This window comes from Brumimicrobium sp. (assembly GCF_048268645.1).
GTDB lineage: Bacteria > Bacteroidota > Bacteroidia > Flavobacteriales_D > Crocinitomicaceae > Brumimicrobium > Brumimicrobium ulvae.
The window spans coordinates 1-19,346 of the sequence record NZ_JBLWVE010000026.1; the positions used below are offsets into that span (position 1 = coordinate 1).

Sequence of the window (19,346 nt, forward strand, 5' to 3'; positions counted from 1 at the left end):
GCATCTACCTCAACTTCATAGTAATAAAAATCATACTGGGTCGGATCCATAGCTCCCAACATCTCCAACTCACGAACGGTTAAATCGAATATCTGTAACCCATCGGTGTTGTCATCACATAATCGCAAGGGTGAAGGCTCAGTTAATATCGGACTGTTGCGGACTTCTAAGTTCAATCTTATAACAGCGTTACAAGACGTATTCATACCCTCAATTCTTGCGAAGACTACATCATTAAATGGATCGTCGTTAATATAAGGGTCGGTAAGTTCGTTTAAGTCATTCTGGGCGTCTAGTTCAGTTGGGTGATAGGTTACTACTAAATCTGGATCGCCATTTGTAATGTCGTCATCTGCGTCGTGTAAGTTGAACGGGGCAAAACCATCATTATCGGTATCGCAAGTAATTAAATCTAATGGTGTTGGGTTCACATTCGGAGGAAGCTCCATAACAATCTCAAAGTTCGTAACCGAATAACAATCTTCATCCAGTCTATTTTCTACTCTTGCATGAAGTGTAATCTGAGTTGTTGTCACCATATATGGCTGCGGCAAAGGATTGTCTCCAGTATCTGCATCAGCAGCGCTTTCGTGATAAGTAACATAAAGTTCATTCGGGTCTTGTCCAGCCAAAATATCGGCAGAAAAAACAGCTTGTAAGTTTACAGGCTCACTTCCGGTATTATCTTGATCACATATATAATAAGGACTAGGAGGAGCTGTTGCAAAAGCAGATACAAGTAAAATTTCAAAAGAATCTACAACAAAACAGGTGTTATTTGCATTTTGAATCCTAACCCAAATTGTTTCATTGTTTCCTACAATAGGGTACGCATCGGCGGGGTTTATAAATGGAGTTCCATTTTCTGCCTCTGCTTGGCTATGGTGGTAAGTAATAACAAAATCGGTATCCTGAGTTCCTAAAACCACAGCATCATTTTGTGTTAAGTCAAAAAGTGCAGCAGAACCGCCATCGTCACAAAGTCCCAAATCTTGCGGAGGGTTAGCGATAATAGGTTGCGGGTTGAAAAGAATATTAATACTGTCTGTTATAATACATCCATCTTGATTCACTTCAACAGTATATTCACCAGAGTTGGGAGCGGTAGCTGTATAAGTACTATTAGTAGCTCCAGGAATTATAACACCATCAAGGAACCATTCATAAGTAAGATTTGGAACATCACCCGTCTCTGTATCTAAAACAATAGGATCATCTTCACAAGTTTCAACATCCTCTCCCAAATCAACTTCTATATCCGATTCTCTAGTTACCGTAACAGTATCAATATCAGTTATGGTAATCCCATTACAATCGGTATATTCGGCCTGTGCAGTAAACGTTGTAGTTTCATCAACACAAACAGTAATAGAAGGATCACTGCTAATAAAATTTCCAGCCGCATCTCGCCAAGAAAACGAAACATTAGACGGTCCATTAGGGGTAAATCGCCAAGCCTCTTCACTAGCAGACCAGTTTCCTGTATTTCTTCCTGGAGGAGTATATCCTACAGTTCCATTCCAGTTTTGAATACCAATAGCTCCTCGACCTTCCTGAAAACCATTACAAGGAGTTCTATCTTTAACAAACACATCAATTGCATTTGTAGTTTCATAAAGAATTATCTGGTATGTTTGTGGAACACCACCACTTGTACCACAAGAATAATGTCCTAAATTATACATATTAAAAACAAGCATTCTACAAGGGAACGTACCAATTACCTCATAGTTAATAGACCAACCACTAAAGGAGTTTGGAGGATATGTATCCTGCAAAACACCCATAATACCTAATACGGCACGAGCATCGGTAGTAGTTCCAATATTTCCAGGAATATTACGATCGCCATTGGCTCCAAGAACATAGCCAGCACCAGCACTCGGTGTATACCTACCGTTAGGAACTTCTCCTGCAATACTAAAAGTTATACTTCCGTTTGAACTAATTAAGAGCCTACTATAAGGGTCTCCAAAAAAACAGAAGTCAAAAGGCAACTGTATAGCCTCAGACCAAACATCATCTGCAGTAATATTTGTAGAACCAGAACCTCCTGTAAAAGGAAAAGGCGGATCATAAGGTATAGAAGTTACAGCATAGCTAGTAGTCTCACCAGTTTGAAGATAAGAAGCCGTTAGCGTAGTACACGGGTCGGCACAGGTTACTTCAACATCTGGTCCAGCATTAACATTCGGGCACCCAGGTCCCTGAGCATAAAGGGAAAAGGATAGTAGTAAAAATAAAAACCCGAGGTATTTTTTAGGGCATAAGTTTGTCATGATATAAAGAAATAAAATTCCGTGGGGGAAATTAAGAAAATTTTGTGAATACACTCGACCTCTACAAGGAAAATATGAACTTTGAAGCATCTTTAACAATTTGCGATTCTGTATCTTTGCAAACTATCTAAATAAGAAAAGTTTTAAAATTGATGGATTTAGAAAAAACACTTAAAACCATAGAGGAAATGGGTGATGATCATATCAGCTCCTCTTCTGAAACTCCAATGCGTCCCGATGCTTTTGAACTCAGCGATATTGAAAAAATAGCATTAATCAAAGAAGACGTGCGGAATATTATGGAGACCTTAGGCTTAGATTTATCTGATGACAGCCTTAAAGGAACCCCAAACCGAGTAGCAAAGATGTTTGTACAGGAAATTTTTGGTGGATTACATCCAAACCGAAAACCAAAAGCATCCACTTTCGACAACAAGTACAAATACAATGAAATGCTTGTAGAGAAAAATATAACCCTCTACTCCACTTGTGAACACCACTTACTTCCAATAGTAGGGCAAGCACATATAGCCTATATTTCTAACGGAACTGTTGTTGGCCTTTCAAAAATGAACCGAATTGTGGATTATTACGCAAAACGACCACAGGTTCAAGAGCGCTTAACTATGCAAATTGTAAAAGAGCTTCAGCAAGTATTAAATACCGAAGACGTTGCATGTGTTATAGACGCAAAACACCTATGTGTAAACTCCAGAGGTATTCGAGATATCGATAGCAGCACGGTAACTTCTGAATTTGGAGGTGCTTTCAAAAATTCTGACACTAGAAAAGAGTTTTTGGACTATATAAAATTAGATACAAAGTTTTAAGAAGCCTTAGAAGTTTAGTGCCTGATGATGAGTACTTGGTTACGGGCGGAAAATGTAAAACATTTTAATTAAAATCTCATAGAAGCTAATTTCAACTTGTAACCATGCTATTACCTCTTAATACAAGAAGCACTGAGAATTAAAGTAATTTGAATCTTTAGAAAAACTATAAATATAGGTTGCTGAGCGACGTCGAAGCACCGAATAGCAAGTAACAAATTCCTAACCTGAAACTTGAAGTTTTGAAACAGCACGATTTACACATATACAATTCACTTACCAAAACAAAAGAAAAATTTACACCTATACATGAAGGAGCTGTTGGCATGTACGTTTGTGGCCCCACCGTATACAGCAATGTACATTTAGGAAACTGCCGTACTTTCCTATCATTCGATCTGGTATTTAGGTATTTGAAGCATCTTGGATATAAAGTTCGGTATGTAAGAAATATTACCGACGCTGGGCATTTGGAAAACGATGGCGAAAGTGGCGAAGATCCGATTTTAAGAAAAGCACGAATCGAACAATTGGAACCGATGGAAGTTGTTCAGCGATACACTGTGGATTTTCATACCACTATGGCAAAATTCAATGCACACCCTCCAAGCATTGAACCTACTGCCACTGGACATATTATTGAACAAATACAAATTGTTGAAAAAATTATTGAAGAAGGTTTTGCCTACGAAACAAACGGCTCTGTCTATTTTGATGTTTTGAAGTTCAACAAAACCTACGAATACGGAAAGTTGAGCGGACGCAATCTGGAAGATATGATAGCCAACACTCGTGAGCTTTCAGCACAAACAGACAAAAAAAACCCTCAAGATTTTGCACTTTGGAAAAAAGCCGAACCCCAGCACATAATGCGTTGGCCTTCGCCTTGGAGTGACGGGTTTCCTGGCTGGCACCTTGAATGTACAGCAATGAGCACTAAGTATTTAGGAGATAATTTTGACATCCACGGAGGCGGAATGGATCTTAAATTTCCACACCACGAATGCGAAATTGCCCAAGCTGAAGCTTGTAATCATATTTCACCCGTAAACTATTGGATGCATGCCAACATGCTTACGCTCAACGGCAAGAAAATGTCTAAGTCTACTGGAAACTTTATTCTTCCAGACAATATGTTTACAGGGGAAAACGACATCTTAAGCAAACCTTTTTCACCAACAGTTACTAAGTTTTTTATGTACCAAGCCCATTACCGAAGCATTTTAGACTTCAGTAGCGAGGCTTTGGAAGCTTCGGAAAAAGGATTTAACCGATTAATGGATGCTTACCGCATGCTGGATAACACTGAAACTTCAGAAAAAACAAGTCTTGACATTACTAGCTGGAGAAAATCTTGCTACGATGCGATGAATGATGATTTTAACAGTCCTATTCTCATAGCTCATCTTTTTGAAGCAGTGAAGTTTATTAATGCTTTAAAAGAAGGTAAAGAAACCATTTCGACAGAAGAATTAAAGCTGTTGAAACAAACAATGCACGACTTTTTGTTTGATGTCCTGGGCCTACAAAATGTTGCAGGTGAGAATTCACAAGATGGTGAAAAACTAACTGGAGCTGTCGAACTTCTTATCGAACTCAGAAATCAGGCTCGAGCCAACAAAGACTTTGCCACTAGTGATAAAATAAGAGACCAACTTGCGGAGAAAGGAATTCAGTTGAAAGATGGGAAAGAGGGGACTACTTTTCAGTTATTTAATAATGTATAATGAATAATGTTTGATGCTGAATTTATGAGTTATGAAAAATAAAAATTCTAATATTCTCAGCTAGCGTTTTCGATTTGGATTTCGATTTCGATTTGAATTTCATTTCATCCTATTATGAGTTATAATTTGAAGAAAATCCTAATATCTCCTTTTATCCTGTTAATACGGGGATATCAGAAATTTATATCTCCATTTACTCCTAGTACATGTCGCTACGCCCCTACCTGCTCACACTATACAATTGAAGCACTCGAAAAACACGGCTTGTTAAAAGGCGGTTGGTTAGCAGTTAAACGCATTGGCAGTTGTAATCCTTGGGGAGGGTCTGGTTATGATCCCGTTCCTCCGAAAAAAGCAAAATGATTGTTCGTGAAAACGACTTAGGACAAAAGGACTTAAGATGTATGACTATCTCCGTTTTTACAGAAAGAATACTTTTTACACCATTTTGTCATACATCCTACGTCTTACCGTCATAAGTCAATTTCAGATGTCTTCACGGATAAGAATAAAAAGAAATAAGTTTATCGTTCGCAATACTTTTTGGCTTTTGCTATCTTTACGCGGCGCACTAAAATACCCACTATGCACTATTTAACAATTACTTGGAATCCTTCTGAAGGCATTGATTTAGGCTTCTTCATGATTCGCTATTACAGCCTTATGTTCGTCGTTGCCTTTAGTTTAGGTTGGATTTTGACTAAAAAGATCTATGAGCGTGAAGGTCAGCCACAAGAAATGCTCGACAAACTTTTCATCTATATGGTCGTGGCAACATTACTAGGTGCAAGACTAGGGCACGTTATCTTTTATCAACCTGAATTATTTGTGCAAGATCCAATTTCGGTGTTTTTACCAATAAGTACAGTGCCCGAATTTGAATTTACTGGTTTCCAAGGCTTGGCAAGTCACGGCGCGGCAATTGCCTATGTTATCGCCATGCTTTATTATAGCAAAAAAGTTATAAAAAAACCATTTTTCTGGGTTATGGACCGCATCGTTATTGCTGTAGCAGCTGGTGGAACTTTTGTTCGTATCGGGAACTTTATGAACTCTGAAATTATAGGAAAGCCTTCGGGCGATTTCCCACTTGGTGTTCGTTTTGTTCACGAAGCCATACGCCCTTCACAAGCCATTCAAGCTACAGGAATACAAGACCCAGCAAAAGCTTATGACGCCATAGTACACAATCCTCAATTTTCTGAGCTGTTAAACTCGGTTCCTTTTAGACACCCCGCTCAGCTGTACGAAGCAGCTGGATACATAATTGTCTTTTTAGTTTGTTGGTATTTGTATTGGAAAACCGAACGCAGAAAACAGATTGGCTACATCTTTGGAGTGTTTTTAATTCTTCTTTTTATGGTGCGCTTTATCGTCGAGTTTGTGAAGGAAAGCCAAGGTGGTTTTGAATCATTTCTAGGAGTGTTTTCTACTGGGCAATGGCTCAGCATCCCTTTCATTATTGCAGGGATCTATATCATGTGGAGCGCCTCAAAAAAATCTCCCAAACCTATAAACGAAGGTTCTTAAAAACTTCTAAACACCCCAAATCCAATAAGAAAGTCTGGTAAGTCATAAAATCTATTCACAATGAAAAAAATATTTACTTCGATAGCAATTATCGGCGCTCTATTAACTTTTTCTAATTGCAAAGACTCTGCATCTACAGACAACAAAAGCCTTACGCGAGAAATTACTTTTACCAAACAAGGTGAACTTAATTTAATAAAAGCAGAAAATGATTCTATAATTACAAAACTCGACATAGAAATTGCCGATGACGATTATAAAACACAAACAGGATTGATGTACCGTCGATCTATGGCCAAGAATCAAGGAATGCTATTCATTTTTAAAGATTCGCAAATTCGTTCTTTTTATATGAAAAATACTGAATTTGCCTTAGACATCATATATTTCAATTCAGAAAAAGAAATTATAAGCATCCGCAAAAATGCAAAGCCCTTCGATGAATCATCACTTCCTTCCGAAGCCCCTGCGCAATTTGTATTAGAGGTAAACGCAGGACTTTCTGACAAATGGAATCTCACCACTGGAGATACGTTTCAACTTATTCAAGAGAATTAAGAATCGACTGTTTCCAATTTCAGTAATTTCGCTATCGTAATGACCAATAGTTATAACTATTGGGCATTACGATAATTATAAGTAGCTTTGAAATAAAAACAATGTTTACTAGAATTATCGAAAATAAGGTTCAGGAAAAACTAAGAAGCGGTAAAGCTATAGTAGTGGTTGGAGCGAGACAAGTGGGTAAGACCACCCTATTGAAAGGCATCCTGAAAGAGATGGATTATTTATTTCTCGATGGAGATGACCCTACAACAAGAAACTTGTTATCAAGTCCCAATACAGAAGAAATTAGGACTCTATTAGGCGACAATAAAAATGTATTTCTTGACGAAGCTCAAAGAATACCAGGAATTGGATTAACCTTAAAAATAATTACAGACCAATTTAAAGATGTTCAACTATTTATTAGTGGCTCATCATCATTTGATTTAGGAAATGAATTGAACGAGCCCTTAACTGGAAGGAAATGGGAATACGAACTATTTCCAATTGCTTGGGAAGAATATGAAAAAAAAATTGGATTTTTAAAATCAGAACAGCAACTCACAAACCGATTACTTTATGGCTTCTACCCAGATGTAATTAACAATCAGGGAAACGAGAAAGAGACATTAAAAAACCTAGTTAATAGTTATTTGTATAGAGATATTTTGGCTTTTTCGGACATTCGAAAACCAGAAGTTCTCGAGAAATTACTACAAGCGCTTGCATTGCAAATGGGAAGCGAGGTAAATTATAATGAACTGTCGCAACTAGTTGGAGTAAATAAAATTACAATACAAAAATATATCGAAATACTAGAACAAGGCTATATCGTATTTAGGCTCAACAGTTTCAGTCGAAACCTGAGAAATGAGATTAAGAAATCTAGAAAGATTTATTTCTATGATAATGGTGTCCGTAATATGATAATTGGTGATTTTAATCCGCTAGATCTACGGTTGGATAAAGGAGCGCTATGGGAAAACTTCTTGGTTTCGGAAAGGCGAAAACAAAACATATACAAGGACACATTTGCAAAAATGTATTTCTGGCGAACCAAACAACAACAGGAAGTTGACTTTCTAGAAGAGAAAAATGGTGTTATTCTAGGATATGAATTTAAGTGGGAAACTAAGGGCAAAAAGATGAAGCTCCCACAAACGTTTGTAGAAACATATAATGCAAAGAGCTTTGTAATAGATACTAATAATTTTAGAAGTTTTGTGAAAATTTAAAAGTTGCTCACTCAAGCTTCATATTTTGAAGTACTGCCTCCCGTGCCGCAGCTGATAAAGAGTAAATCAATTTTTATTTCCAAAAACTCGCACGAATACGTTCTGAATAGATATTTATGTGTCCCTTCACCCTCTAATACGTTGCTAAACCTTAGATTATACGTTGAAGCATATATGTGTCTAGGTTCGGAAAGTATCTGAAGATACTCAGAACAAGATTGGTTCTATTATTAACACCACAGACGCTCAATCTTATCTGCTTTCAAAATCAGAACCGTGACGTTGAATAAAACTTCTTATAATTTCAGCTGCTTACAAAACAACAAAGCCAACAACACATTTAAACAAAAAAGCAGGCTCGCCATTACTGACGAGCCTACTTTCTTAATTAATCGAAGTTTTATAAGGTTCTATGCTTCAAGAGCTTCTTCTTCCTCTTTTTTAATATCTATTAGATCTTCAATTTTCTTGCGTTTTACCGTATCGTACATAATTGGAGTTGCAATGAATAACGATGAATACGTACCCACTAGAATACCTACTATAATTGCAAACAATAGTCCGCGGATAGATTCGGCCCCAAAAATAAACATAGACAGCAATACGATAAGCGTGGTAAATGAGGTGTTCATTGTTCTTCCTAACGTACTGTTTAGGGCAACATCAATAACACGGTTCATTTTCCAACTTGGGTGTTCCCCAAAGTACTCACGAATACGGTCGAATATAATTACCGTATCGTTCAAGGAGTACCCGACCACAGTAAGGATTGCCGCAATAAACGATTGATCAATTTCCATACTGAAAGGCATAAAAGTATATGTTAATGAGAATATACCAAGCACAATAAGAACGTCGTGGAAAATAGCTGCAACGGCACCTAAACCAAACTGCCACCTTCTAAATCGGAGCAGGATATATAAGAAAACCACAATCAGCGAGCCGAAAACAGCCCAGAACGAATCTCTTTTAATATCATCTGCAATGGTCGGACTTACTTTGTAGTACTCCATTCTACCAATACTTTTACCTTCCTGGTCACCTACAAAAGCTTCGTAGGTCATGTCGGCAGGTAAATCAGCTTTAAGTGTTTCATAAAGCATACGCTCTATTTCCTCATCAATCGCTGTATCGGTTTCTTCAACTTTGTATTTTGTAGTAATCTTCAGCTGATTGTTTCCTCCATACGTTTTTGCTTCTGCACTTCCGAAAGTAGCAATCAAATCATCTTGGATTTTAGCTGAATTTACATCTTTTGCAAAACGAACTGTATATGTACGCCCTCCAACAAAGTCAACGCCTTGGTTTAATCCGTTTGTAAATAAAGACGTTAAACTAATTAGAATTAACACAGATGAAACTATGTAAGCTGTTTTTCTTTTCTTCAAGAATTCGATATTCACATTGGTAAATAGACCTTTTGACATTGAAGTCGTACAAGGTAAATCCTTTCCATTTCTTGTATAAGAATCTATAAACAATCTGGTAATGAAGATTGCTGTAAATAATGCAGTTGCAATACCAATTAATAAGGTAGTAGCAAACCCTTGAATAGGACCAGTTCCGAATACCAAAAGGATTAATCCCGTAAGACCTGTGGTGATGTTAGCATCTAGAATTGAAGACAAAGCATTATTAAAACCATCTTTAATAGCATCTTTTTGCGACTTCCCTTTTGCGAGTTCTTCTTTTATACGTTCAAAAATAAGTACGTTAGCATCTACCGACATACCAATGGTAAGTACAATACCTGCAATACCAGGAAGCGTAAGCACAGCACCTAATCCGGCTAATATTCCGAAGATGAATAAAATGTTAACTAACAAAGCGATGTCGGCATAAACACCTGCTCTTCCGTAGTATCCAATCATCCAAAGTAGCACAATTATAAGTGCTATTGCAAATGACATAACACCACTATTAATAGCTTCGTGACCAAGTGTTGGTCCAACTACTTCCGCTTGAACGATGTCTGCTGAAGCTGGTAGTTTACCTGCGCGAAGTACGTTTGCTAAATCCTGACCTTCGTTAACTGTAAAGTCTCCAGAAATCTGGCTACGACCTCCTGCGATAGGGCCTGAAGTAACTCCAGGAGCAGAATATACAATATCATCAAGTACAATGGCAATCTGGCTTTGGTTTTGGTACGCATTACCAGTCATTTGTTCCCATACTTTAGCCCCTTGGCCATTCATTTGCATAGAAACTACGATTCTACTCATTTGGTCGTATTCTTGTCTTGCATCAACAACAACGTTTCCACCAAGTGGCGGCACCTCATCCCTATTTCCTTTTAACACATAAAGCGCAGTAGTTTCCTCTCCTTTTAATTGTGGGTTTGGTGAAGGCAAGCCCCATACAAATTTTGCAAAACGCATTTCTGTAGGTAGCAATGAACGTACTTGAGGCATACGCAAGTAACCGTTTACCGCTGCAGTATCTTTTAATCTGAAAGTAGCAATAACTGGACTTCCTTGGTTTCCAAGAGAGACCATTCTAGAAAGAATTGGGTTCGCCTTATTATCATCTACCAGTGTATCTTTAACATCTTGTCCACCTAGAAGTTTACTTACGTCGTCTTCTTCGGCAGCTTCGGTTGTATCTTCAACAACTTCAACAGTTTCTTTTACCGCTGTTTTACCGCTTTTAGCTAATTCAATTTCGCCAGCTCTATTGTCTGCAGCTTGTAAGAAACTAGCTACTTCTTCAAATTTATAAACATCCCAGAATTCAAGCTGAGCAGTGCTTTGAAGCAATTTCTTAACTCTACTTACATCCTTAGCACCTGGAAGTTCCACCAAAATACGGGCAGATTTCCCTAAACGCTGGATGTTTGGTTGTGTTACACCAAACTTATCGATACGTTTTCTAAGTACCTCAAAAGCTGAAGTAATAGACTCATCGATTTTTCTTTCAATAATAGGCTTCACCTCAGCATTGGTCATTAATGGAGTAATGCTTTCTTCTAAATTCTTATTAAAGAAAACATCTGGAGAAGCTAATGTGTTTTCGCCTGGAAGCGCTTCAAAAGCCTTAAAGAAAGACTCTAAATATGTATCCTGACTAGCTTTTTGAAGTTCTGTGGCATTTTCTAAAGCTTGGTTAAAAGCAGGATCTTTCGAATGGTTTGCCAATCCTCTCAAGATATCCTTTACAGAAACCTCCAGAATAACGTTAATACCCCCTTTAAGATCGAGACCTTTATTAAGCTCTTTATCTTTTGCGGTATTGTAATCAATTCCTAAAAACACTGGAGAAACTCCAACAGAATCAAGGTAACGAGCCTCTGCGGCTTCTCTTAAATCTGGTTCATTTTCAGAATATTTGCTTTGTGCAAATTCTTTAGCTTCACTTTCTACTTTACTGGAAATAAACGTAAAAGAAAGCTGATAAATACTCACCAATCCGAATAGAATGGCGAATACAGTAATTAATCCTCTATTTTGCATGTGTAAATTATTTTTGGTCAGATTTTTATCCCGAAATTTTCGAGAGCGCAAATATATAATTTGCTGCCATATCTAACAATTAAGATTATTTTATAAAAAAATAAATTTTTGGAAAGCTGAAATTGGGGAAGCAAAGTGTACTTCCTAGCAAATGGGGCCTGCCCTTACCTCGGGAATTATGTGTTCAAATTCCGTTATAAATTCGGGAACAACTAGGTAGTTGGTAATATCTGCACTTTCGAAATTATCTTTTGGAGTGAAGTTAATTTCGGAGGTAGCTAAAGAAATTCTCGGTTTTAAATATTGATCGGCAAGTGAATTTACTTCTACGAGTATTCCTTGAAAACCGATATCGGACCCTAAATCTGTTTGGATCTGGACAATTTCTAATTTGTAGGTTGAAGGGCTATTACTGAAGGGAAATTGAGAAGAATTGTCATCCTTATTAAAGGCGGTATCGCTCAAGTCGAGCTTGTTATACCTGTAAAGTAAGCTTTTTACAACAGCTACATCGAGGGTACTAAAATAGGTAACTTTAACTTTACCATTAACCACTTCTGATACGTGAACATCATCTACACCTATAGATTTTAACTGCCTAGTTATTTCAGAAATTGTCTTTTTAGCATCATTAGCTGTGATAGAATCGGCACTGAACCTAACAACAATCTCCTGGTTAGGACTTGCTGTTGACTGTTCAAAACCAGCGCCATAAAACGCAAGGGCTATGATTATTCCAGTAATATACCATCTCCAATTCACGCGCCAAATATATAAAAATAAAGACTGTATCACTACAGTCTTTAAGGAATATAACGCAGCTTTTTTTAAAGGTCGTAAGACGATAGGACTGAAGACGTAGGATAAATCCTCCAAAAAAAACAAGCGTCAATCTATCTAAAGGAATAAGTAAAGCACCTAACTTCCTTTTAAGAATATCAACTCAAAATCAATAAAAGTCCAGTCAGTCACACAAGTATTACGGAAATGTTTGGCTAAAGCCAGATTCGCGCAACACTTTTTTAACCACGGGCTAAAGCGCCGTGGTTATTCTATTCTATGGTTTCCTTTAAACAACCCAGTGCTTTAGCTCGGGGAAATAAATAAAATAATTATCGGCTTTAGCCAAATTAAGGCAGAAGTCTATCCACTATTCGGATATTACTCGTTACGGTTAGATAAAGCCCGTACCGTCTCTATTTTTAGAACTCTAGTTCGAAATAGAGACTACTTGCTGGGTTGTCATCTGTAATATCTTCCCCTTTCAAAACTTCACCACTTGCGTTTAGCAGCTTCAAGTTTATTTTCCAATATCCGGTCATCGTGAACGATAGCTTTCCGTTATACATTTTTGTTGCGGCATTATAAACCATATCTTCATTATTTGGAGATGTATGATTTCCCATGGAAGGCATTCTAGGATCAACAGTAACTTTGTAATTTTCAACCACTGGGAAGGTCATCATATTTTCCATTTTGTATAAAACCGCTTGAAAATCATTAATAGCCACTTGTGGATCTTTTGGGTTTACGAATGCCATAATATAGCGCACCTCGTCAGCTCCAGTAAATACTTGAGTTTTTCTAAAACCATCAACCGGTTGCACCACCGACACCCGTTGAGCCATACTCATTGGCTCTCCATTGAAATTATAATTTAAAGCAACCTCCCAGTATTCTGTATCATTTTCTGCCATCTGAAAAACGATATGCCCTTTGTAAACAGTTTCGTTTTCGGTATTCCGTAACATACTATGCGGTCCTGAATGACTCATAGACTCCATATGCATCATTGGCATCCACGTAGGCTCGGCATTGGAAATGTAGTTATTACTCGCCTTATCCAAAATTCGGATAGAAAGTTCGTTATAGCCCACTTCTAAAACTTGTTTTTCAGAATAGATTTCGACAGTATGGTCAGCTTCAGAAAATTCATAAATTTTAATAAGTCCTGCTACAGGGTTCATTGGTGTTGGCTCATCGTCATTGTCCGTAGAACAACTAAGGAATGAAGCCGAAATAATAAGAATTGCGAAAATATATTTAAGTGTTTTCATTTTTATATGAGATTTATATTGTTTTTATTTAATTGAATAAGAAATTGTTAAATAGATATTCCTACCCATTCTTGGTATATTTTTCCAATCGGTATAGGAAGAGTAATAAGTGTCTAAAATGTTTTCAATTCCAGTTTTAACAAAAAGACTATCATTATTTAAGAAGAAACGCTTTCCGAAACTCGCTGAAAGCGTCGCGTACGAAGCAGTTTTGGTTTCGCCATAAGCGGGATTGTAATTAACCTGCTTCCCGGCTCCATTTACAGAAAGTGAAGCTGAGTATTGGTTTTTATAAAAATCGAGGCTACCTTGATATGAAACTGGGCTAATCAACGGTAAGTTTTCATCGTCATTATCCACACCGCGATGATACGAAATTCTACCCGACAGTTTAAAGGCATTCGAAATAGCATATCGACCCAAAAGTGAGGTATTAAATAGCTGCGCATAATCTAAATTTTCGTAAACCTTAACCCCATCGGCTCCAATGGCCATTGGACTCACCAACGGATTAACCGTTCCAATTATATAATTGAAAACGCGAAAGTAGTTTGCTTCGGCAGTAATTTCAAAAATCGGTTTTTCGTACGATATCGAGAGATTGACCTCCGCAGAGCTTTCCGTTTTTAAATCTGGATCGCCTATATAATCGTGGTTATCAAAACTATTGAACAAATAGAAACCATAGCCTTCAGAAACCGACGGCGCGCGCTCGCCATAAGAAATACCTCCATTCAAATGAAAATTGTTCATCATTTGGTGATACTGAGCCGAAAAACTTTTCAGAAAACGAGTGTTTGTCCGATCCATTTCAGGATGAAAAATCTTAAGACTATTCAGTCCAAAGTCATCTGCCACAGTATTTGAATGATAGCTTAAACGAGTAGATAATTTAAGCGAAGACTTTGAAAAAGAAATATTGTCTTCGGCATAAAATCCAAAATCGGTAGTGTGTACATTTGGCCACGTTAGCATAAACATTAAGGCTTCGTTGCTATTTGCAGGATACATTGTCATTTCGGCTATGGATTTATTGAAATAACCGTCTACTTTAAAAAAGAACCGATTCTTTTCTCTTGTGAAATTAGCCTGCGAATAAAACCCATACGTATCACTCCAACCCGGCATGTCCATATGAATTGGCACGTCTGGTCTCGTAGTATCGTCCATCACGTGTTCTATGGTGTTGAAGTACAACTTAGATTCCCAATTCGTCAAACTTCCAAACAAGGTATCCTGATTATAACTTACCGAACCTATGATCGCGCGCGCCAAAGAAACATCCATTGTTAATGCGGGATATCCTACATCTCTAGCTTCGTCGTATATTAAGGTAGCAGAAACAGATTTGTCTTCAGCAAGTTTGTATGCCGTATTGATTGAGAAATTATACTTCTCAAATTGCGAATACAATACCTCTCTATCGCCCCCAGCACTGTAATTATCGGCTTTTCGATAAATCACATCAGTATTTATATAGAATTTTTCATCAGAATAATTTAGTTCTCCACCAAAAGCGCGCATACTGTTGTTGCTTTCGTACGAACTTTCCAACGAACCAGTCCATCCTGTTGGCTTAAAATTACTTTTGTCCAATTTCAAATTAATTCCTCCGCCAATAGTATTTCCGAAAGCCGAACCTTGCTGTCCAGAACCAATTTGCGCTTCTGATAAGTTTGAAACATCGACATACGAAGTTATTGGATCCATCTTGTCTGTACACGCGCCAAAAATTTGCATTCCGTCTATAGTAACAGCCAAGCGTTCAGAACCCATATCGTTCATCGTTGGCTCCCAAGCATAGGCGCCGCGCTTTACCATATTAATACTTCGTGATGACTCCAAAAACTCATCTAAAGACGACATTGGTTTATGCTGCTTTTGATGATCCAACTGTTTGCCAGCTGAAATTACCACCACTTCGTTTAAGTTGATTAACTTTAAGCTATCGGCTGCCACTTCTTGCCCATGCAATTCTGAAACAAAAGCCGTAAAAAGAACCGCTACAAGTAGGCACACCATCGGTATCCCCAATCTTGGAGACACGTAAATAAATGATTTCATTTTAAAAATAGTTATAGGTTTCTATACACCAACAAGAAGTATATCGATTTTAAAAACACATCTTGAAGGAATGAAATGGTCGTTTTCGCTTAGCACAACTAGGTTTATAAACCTCATGAGCATTACAAGCGGGCTTTCATTAGAAAACCACAAAAAACGTCCCTTAAAAAACTATACTATTCGCGGGGGATGAAGAATTTTTGACACATAAAGTGAAGTGTGAAATACTGATGTATAACCCACTTTTTCTGGTGCAATAATATCTGGTATAAATGCTAATTGAAAATCAGAAATATTTTCAAGAATAATAACCTGCGGAATTTCGGTTTTTGAATTTTTATTGTTTAGAGGATTATTTTCATCAGCACCAGCTTCTTTAGCCAATTCTTTACTTAAATAACATTTTCCGTCACAGTTCAATTCTGGTTTGTCTCTATTTTCACATAAATTATTAACAATGTAATCATAATTCACCATATAATCCATTACTGGCCAAAAAGGTTTGGCGAACATTAGGAAGGTAATCGATATGAGAATTACATTTTTCACACTACAAATATACGATTCACTACAAGTTTCAAAAATGACTTTTATCACTTTATTAAATCATACGAAGCAAGCCCAAATATTCACCGAAAAACCATAAAACACAGGGTTCTATCAAGGAAACCGAAATTTCACAAATTTGTCAACTTTTTATTGTTTATAATTTTTAATGTTTTGATTAATAGGTAAGTATATATTTTTTCTGTCAACTTTTTAATTTATATTTTTAAATGAGATTTCTATTTCGCTATATTTACATACTTTAAAAAGCAAATTTAATAACCTCCTAAAATTTTTGCAAAAGATGTCTGTGAAAACCATTACCCCCACACCCCAAACCTTTACTCAAGATGAGGCTTTTAATGCTTCGGTTGATTATTTTAAAGGTGATGATCTTGCCGCCCGCGTTTGGGTGAACAAATACGCCCTAAAAGATTCTGAAGGCAATATTTATGAAAAAACTCCTGACGACATGCACCGCAGAATTGCGAGTGAAATTGCCCGAATTGAACAGCGCTATATAAACCCATTAACCGAGAAGGAAATATATGATGCTATTAAGGATTTTAAATATATAGTACCCCAAGGAAGCCCAATGGCCGGAATTGGCAATCCGTACCAAGTAGCCTCCCTTTCAAACTGTTTTGTTATTGGAAACGACGGCGATTCCGATTCGTATGGTGGAATTATGAAGATAGACCAAGAACAGGTACAACTTATGAAGCGCCGCGGAGGAGTTGGACACGATCTTTCACACATACGCCCAAAAGGATCTCCAGTAAAAAATTCTGCCCTAACTTCAACTGGTATTGTTCCATTTATGGAACGTTACTCCAACTCTACACGGGAGGTTGCTCAAGACGGGCGTCGAGGAGCCTTAATGCTTTCAGTATCTATAAATCACCCAGACGCAGAAGATTTTATCGATGCTAAAATGGAACAAGGTAAAGTTACTGGCGCCAACGTTTCTGTGCGAATAGATGATGCTTTTATGCAAGCGGTAAAAGACGGAGGAAACTATGTTCAGAAATATCCAATTTTTAGTGAAAACCCAAAGAATACAAACGAAATAGAAGCTGGAAAACTGTGGAAAAAAATTGTTCACAATGCTTGGAAGTCTGCTGAACCTGGAATTCTTTTTTGGGACACCATAATCAAAGAATCGGTGCCAGACTGTTATGCAGACTTAGGCTATAAAACGGTTTCAACAAATCCGTGTGGAGAAATTCCGCTATGTCCTTATGATTCCTGCCGATTACTGGCCATCAACTTATTTTCATACGTTGACAAGCCATTTACGAAGGAAGCTTCGTTCAATTTCGATCTTTTTAGAAAGCACTTGAACATCGCCCAAAGGATAATGGACGATATCATCGACTTAGAATTGGAAAAAATTGACGCAATTATTGCTAAAATTGATGCCGACCCACAGTCTGATGAAATTAAAGCTGTTGAAAGAAACCTTTGGAAGAACATTCAAACAAAAGCTGAAGAAGGTAGAAGAACCGGAATAGGAATTACCGCAGAAGGGGACATGCTTGCTGCATTAGGCATTAAATATGGCAGCCCAGAGGGAATTGAATTTTCAGTAAAAATCCACAAAACCATAGCTATTGAAGCCTATAGAGCATCGGTAAACACCGCGAAAGAAAGAGGCGCCTTTAAATTATTTGATTCTGATCGCGAAAAGAACAATCCATTTATACTTCGTTTAAAAGAAGCGGATGAAAAGCTGTATTACGATATGCTAGAGCACGGCCGTAGAAATATTGCACTTTTAACGATTGCTCCTACTGGCACTACAAGCTTAATGACACAAACTACTTCTGGAATCGAGCCAGTTTTTTTACCAGTTTACAAGCGACGAAGAAAAGTAAACCCAAACGATAAGAATGTTAGGGTAGACTTTGTTGATGAAGTTGGAGATAGCTGGGAAGAATATGTTGTTTTTCACCACCGCTTTAAAGAATGGATGGAAGTTACCGGTATAGACACCAACCAAAATTACACTCAGGAGGAATTAAATAAAATCGTTAAAAACTCACCTTATTACCAGGCCACTTCCAATGACGTGGATTGGCTTAGCAAAGTAAAAATGCAAGGAGCCGTTCAAAAGTGGGTAGATCATTCCATATCAGTTACTATTAATTTACCAAACGATGCTACAGAAGAATTGGTTGGTAAATTATATCTAGAGGCTTGGCAAGCAGGCTGCAAGGGAGTTACCGTGTACCGTGATGGATCCCGTTCGGGAGTTTTAATTTCAAATGATGAAAAAGATGAAGATCAAGAAACCACTCTCACTGCTTTCCCAACAAAGCGTCCAGAAATATTAAACGCCGATGTAGTCCGTTTTCAAAATAGCAAGGACAAATGGATAGCATTTATCGGGTTAATCGACGGAAAACCTTATGAAATATTTACAGGGTTTGCAGATGATGAAGATGGTATTCTAATTCCGCGATGGGTAAATCAAGGATTTATTATCAAGGCTAGAAATGAAGATGGCAGCTCGCGTTATGATTTTCAATATAAAAATAAACGAGGCTATAAAACCACAATCGAAGGACTTTCACACAAGTTTAATCCCGAATTTTGGAATTATGCGAAACTAATATCGAGTACCCTTCGCCACGGAATGCCGATTGAGAAAGCCGTGGAATTAATAAACAGTTTGCAATTAGACACAGAAAGCATTAACACCTGGAAAAATGGAGTTGCTCGCGCCCTAAAGCGTTATGTTGCAGACGGGACGGAAGCAAAAAAACAAAAATGCGAAAACTGTAATAGCACCTCTCTTATTTATCTGGAAGGTTGTTTGACTTGCAAGAATTGCGGATCTTCAAAATGCGGGTAAAAAAGGACATAAGAAGTAAGACCGCTGCGCTATAGGACGTAAGATTGTATAAATGTCAAGCCCCAAAGGTTAGATTGCTTTTTTCATAGCAATACCTCTTATGTTTGATTTCTGAATACGTATCCAAAAATACAATTATTTTAGGCTTTTAAATTTAATGAATAAGAACAGGGAAGGGTTGGCTTTAAAACCTAGACAACATAATCTTGTATGTCCACCTAAAGAT

General features: G+C 37.5%; 12 protein-coding genes and 1 pseudogene. 7 read left to right on the forward strand and 6 right to left on the reverse strand.

All coding sequences use genetic code 11. The features are described 5' to 3' along the window. Positions 1 to 2,279, reverse strand: a pseudogene (locus tag ACN0U3_RS13835) (hypothetical protein); the annotation flags it as partial. A 152-nt stretch (positions 2,280 to 2,431) separates the two neighbouring features. Between ACN0U3_RS13835 and folE the strand changes: the two are divergent. The 6 genes from folE (at position 2,432) to ACN0U3_RS13865 (ending at position 8,147) form a co-directional block, all read left to right on the forward strand. Next, positions 2,432 to 3,109, forward strand: coding sequence for a GTP cyclohydrolase I FolE (folE, locus tag ACN0U3_RS13840; RefSeq protein ID WP_073215556.1), 678 nt, complete (start codon positions 2,432 to 2,434; stop codon positions 3,107 to 3,109). 242 nt (positions 3,110 to 3,351) lie between these two features. Further along, positions 3,352 to 4,836: a cysteine--tRNA ligase gene (cysS, locus tag ACN0U3_RS13845; protein WP_417266686.1), complete on the forward strand. Its 1,485-nt coding sequence runs from the start codon at positions 3,352 to 3,354 to the stop codon at positions 4,834 to 4,836. A gap of 114 nt (positions 4,837 to 4,950) precedes the next feature. Continuing rightward, positions 4,951 to 5,199: a membrane protein insertion efficiency factor YidD gene (gene yidD, locus ACN0U3_RS13850; protein WP_417266687.1), complete on the forward strand. Its 249-nt coding sequence runs from the start codon at positions 4,951 to 4,953 to the stop codon at positions 5,197 to 5,199. Between the two features lie 222 nt (positions 5,200 to 5,421). Next, positions 5,422 to 6,366 carry a prolipoprotein diacylglyceryl transferase gene (lgt, locus tag ACN0U3_RS13855; protein WP_417266688.1) on the forward strand — a complete coding sequence of 315 codons (945 nt, stop codon included), beginning with the start codon at positions 5,422 to 5,424 and terminating at the stop codon, positions 6,364 to 6,366. Positions 6,367 to 6,426: 60 nt separating this feature from the next. Then, positions 6,427 to 6,924 (forward strand): DUF192 domain-containing protein, encoded by a 498-nt coding sequence (locus tag ACN0U3_RS13860; protein ID WP_073215544.1) that lies wholly within the window; start codon positions 6,427 to 6,429, stop codon positions 6,922 to 6,924. Between the two features lie 101 nt (positions 6,925 to 7,025). Next, entirely contained in the window at positions 7,026 to 8,147 is a 1,122-nt protein-coding gene (locus ACN0U3_RS13865) for an ATP-binding protein (RefSeq protein WP_073215541.1), read from the forward strand. Between the two features lie 410 nt (positions 8,148 to 8,557). On the opposite strand, the gene secDF is transcribed toward ACN0U3_RS13865, so the two are convergent. The 5 genes from secDF to ACN0U3_RS13890 all read right to left on the reverse strand — a co-directional run bounded on the left by secDF (position 8,558) and on the right by ACN0U3_RS13890 (position 16,203). Continuing rightward, entirely contained in the window at positions 8,558 to 11,596 is a 3,039-nt protein-coding gene (gene secDF / locus ACN0U3_RS13870) for a protein translocase subunit SecDF (protein WP_073215538.1), read from the reverse strand. 144 nt (positions 11,597 to 11,740) lie between these two features. After that, entirely contained in the window at positions 11,741 to 12,358 is a 618-nt protein-coding gene (locus ACN0U3_RS13875; protein ID WP_417266689.1) for a hypothetical protein, read from the reverse strand. Between the two features lie 440 nt (positions 12,359 to 12,798). Continuing rightward, a complete protein-coding gene (locus ACN0U3_RS13880) occupies positions 12,799 to 13,653 on the reverse strand; it encodes a hypothetical protein (protein WP_073215532.1) in 855 nt (284 codons plus the stop codon). A gap of 24 nt (positions 13,654 to 13,677) precedes the next feature. Further along, positions 13,678 to 15,717 (reverse strand): TonB-dependent receptor plug domain-containing protein, encoded by a 2,040-nt coding sequence (locus tag ACN0U3_RS13885; RefSeq protein ID WP_417266690.1) that lies wholly within the window; start codon positions 15,715 to 15,717, stop codon positions 13,678 to 13,680. 171 nt (positions 15,718 to 15,888) lie between these two features. Beyond that, positions 15,889 to 16,203 carry a hypothetical protein gene (locus ACN0U3_RS13890; RefSeq protein ID WP_417266691.1) on the reverse strand — a complete coding sequence of 105 codons (315 nt, stop codon included), beginning with the start codon at positions 16,201 to 16,203 and terminating at the stop codon, positions 15,889 to 15,891. A gap of 364 nt (positions 16,204 to 16,567) precedes the next feature. On the opposite strand from ACN0U3_RS13890, the gene ACN0U3_RS13895 reads away from it, so the two are divergent. Then, positions 16,568 to 19,120: an adenosylcobalamin-dependent ribonucleoside-diphosphate reductase gene (locus tag ACN0U3_RS13895; RefSeq protein WP_417266692.1), complete on the forward strand. Its 2,553-nt coding sequence runs from the start codon at positions 16,568 to 16,570 to the stop codon at positions 19,118 to 19,120. The last annotated feature ends 226 nt before the right edge of the window (positions 19,121 to 19,346 follow it).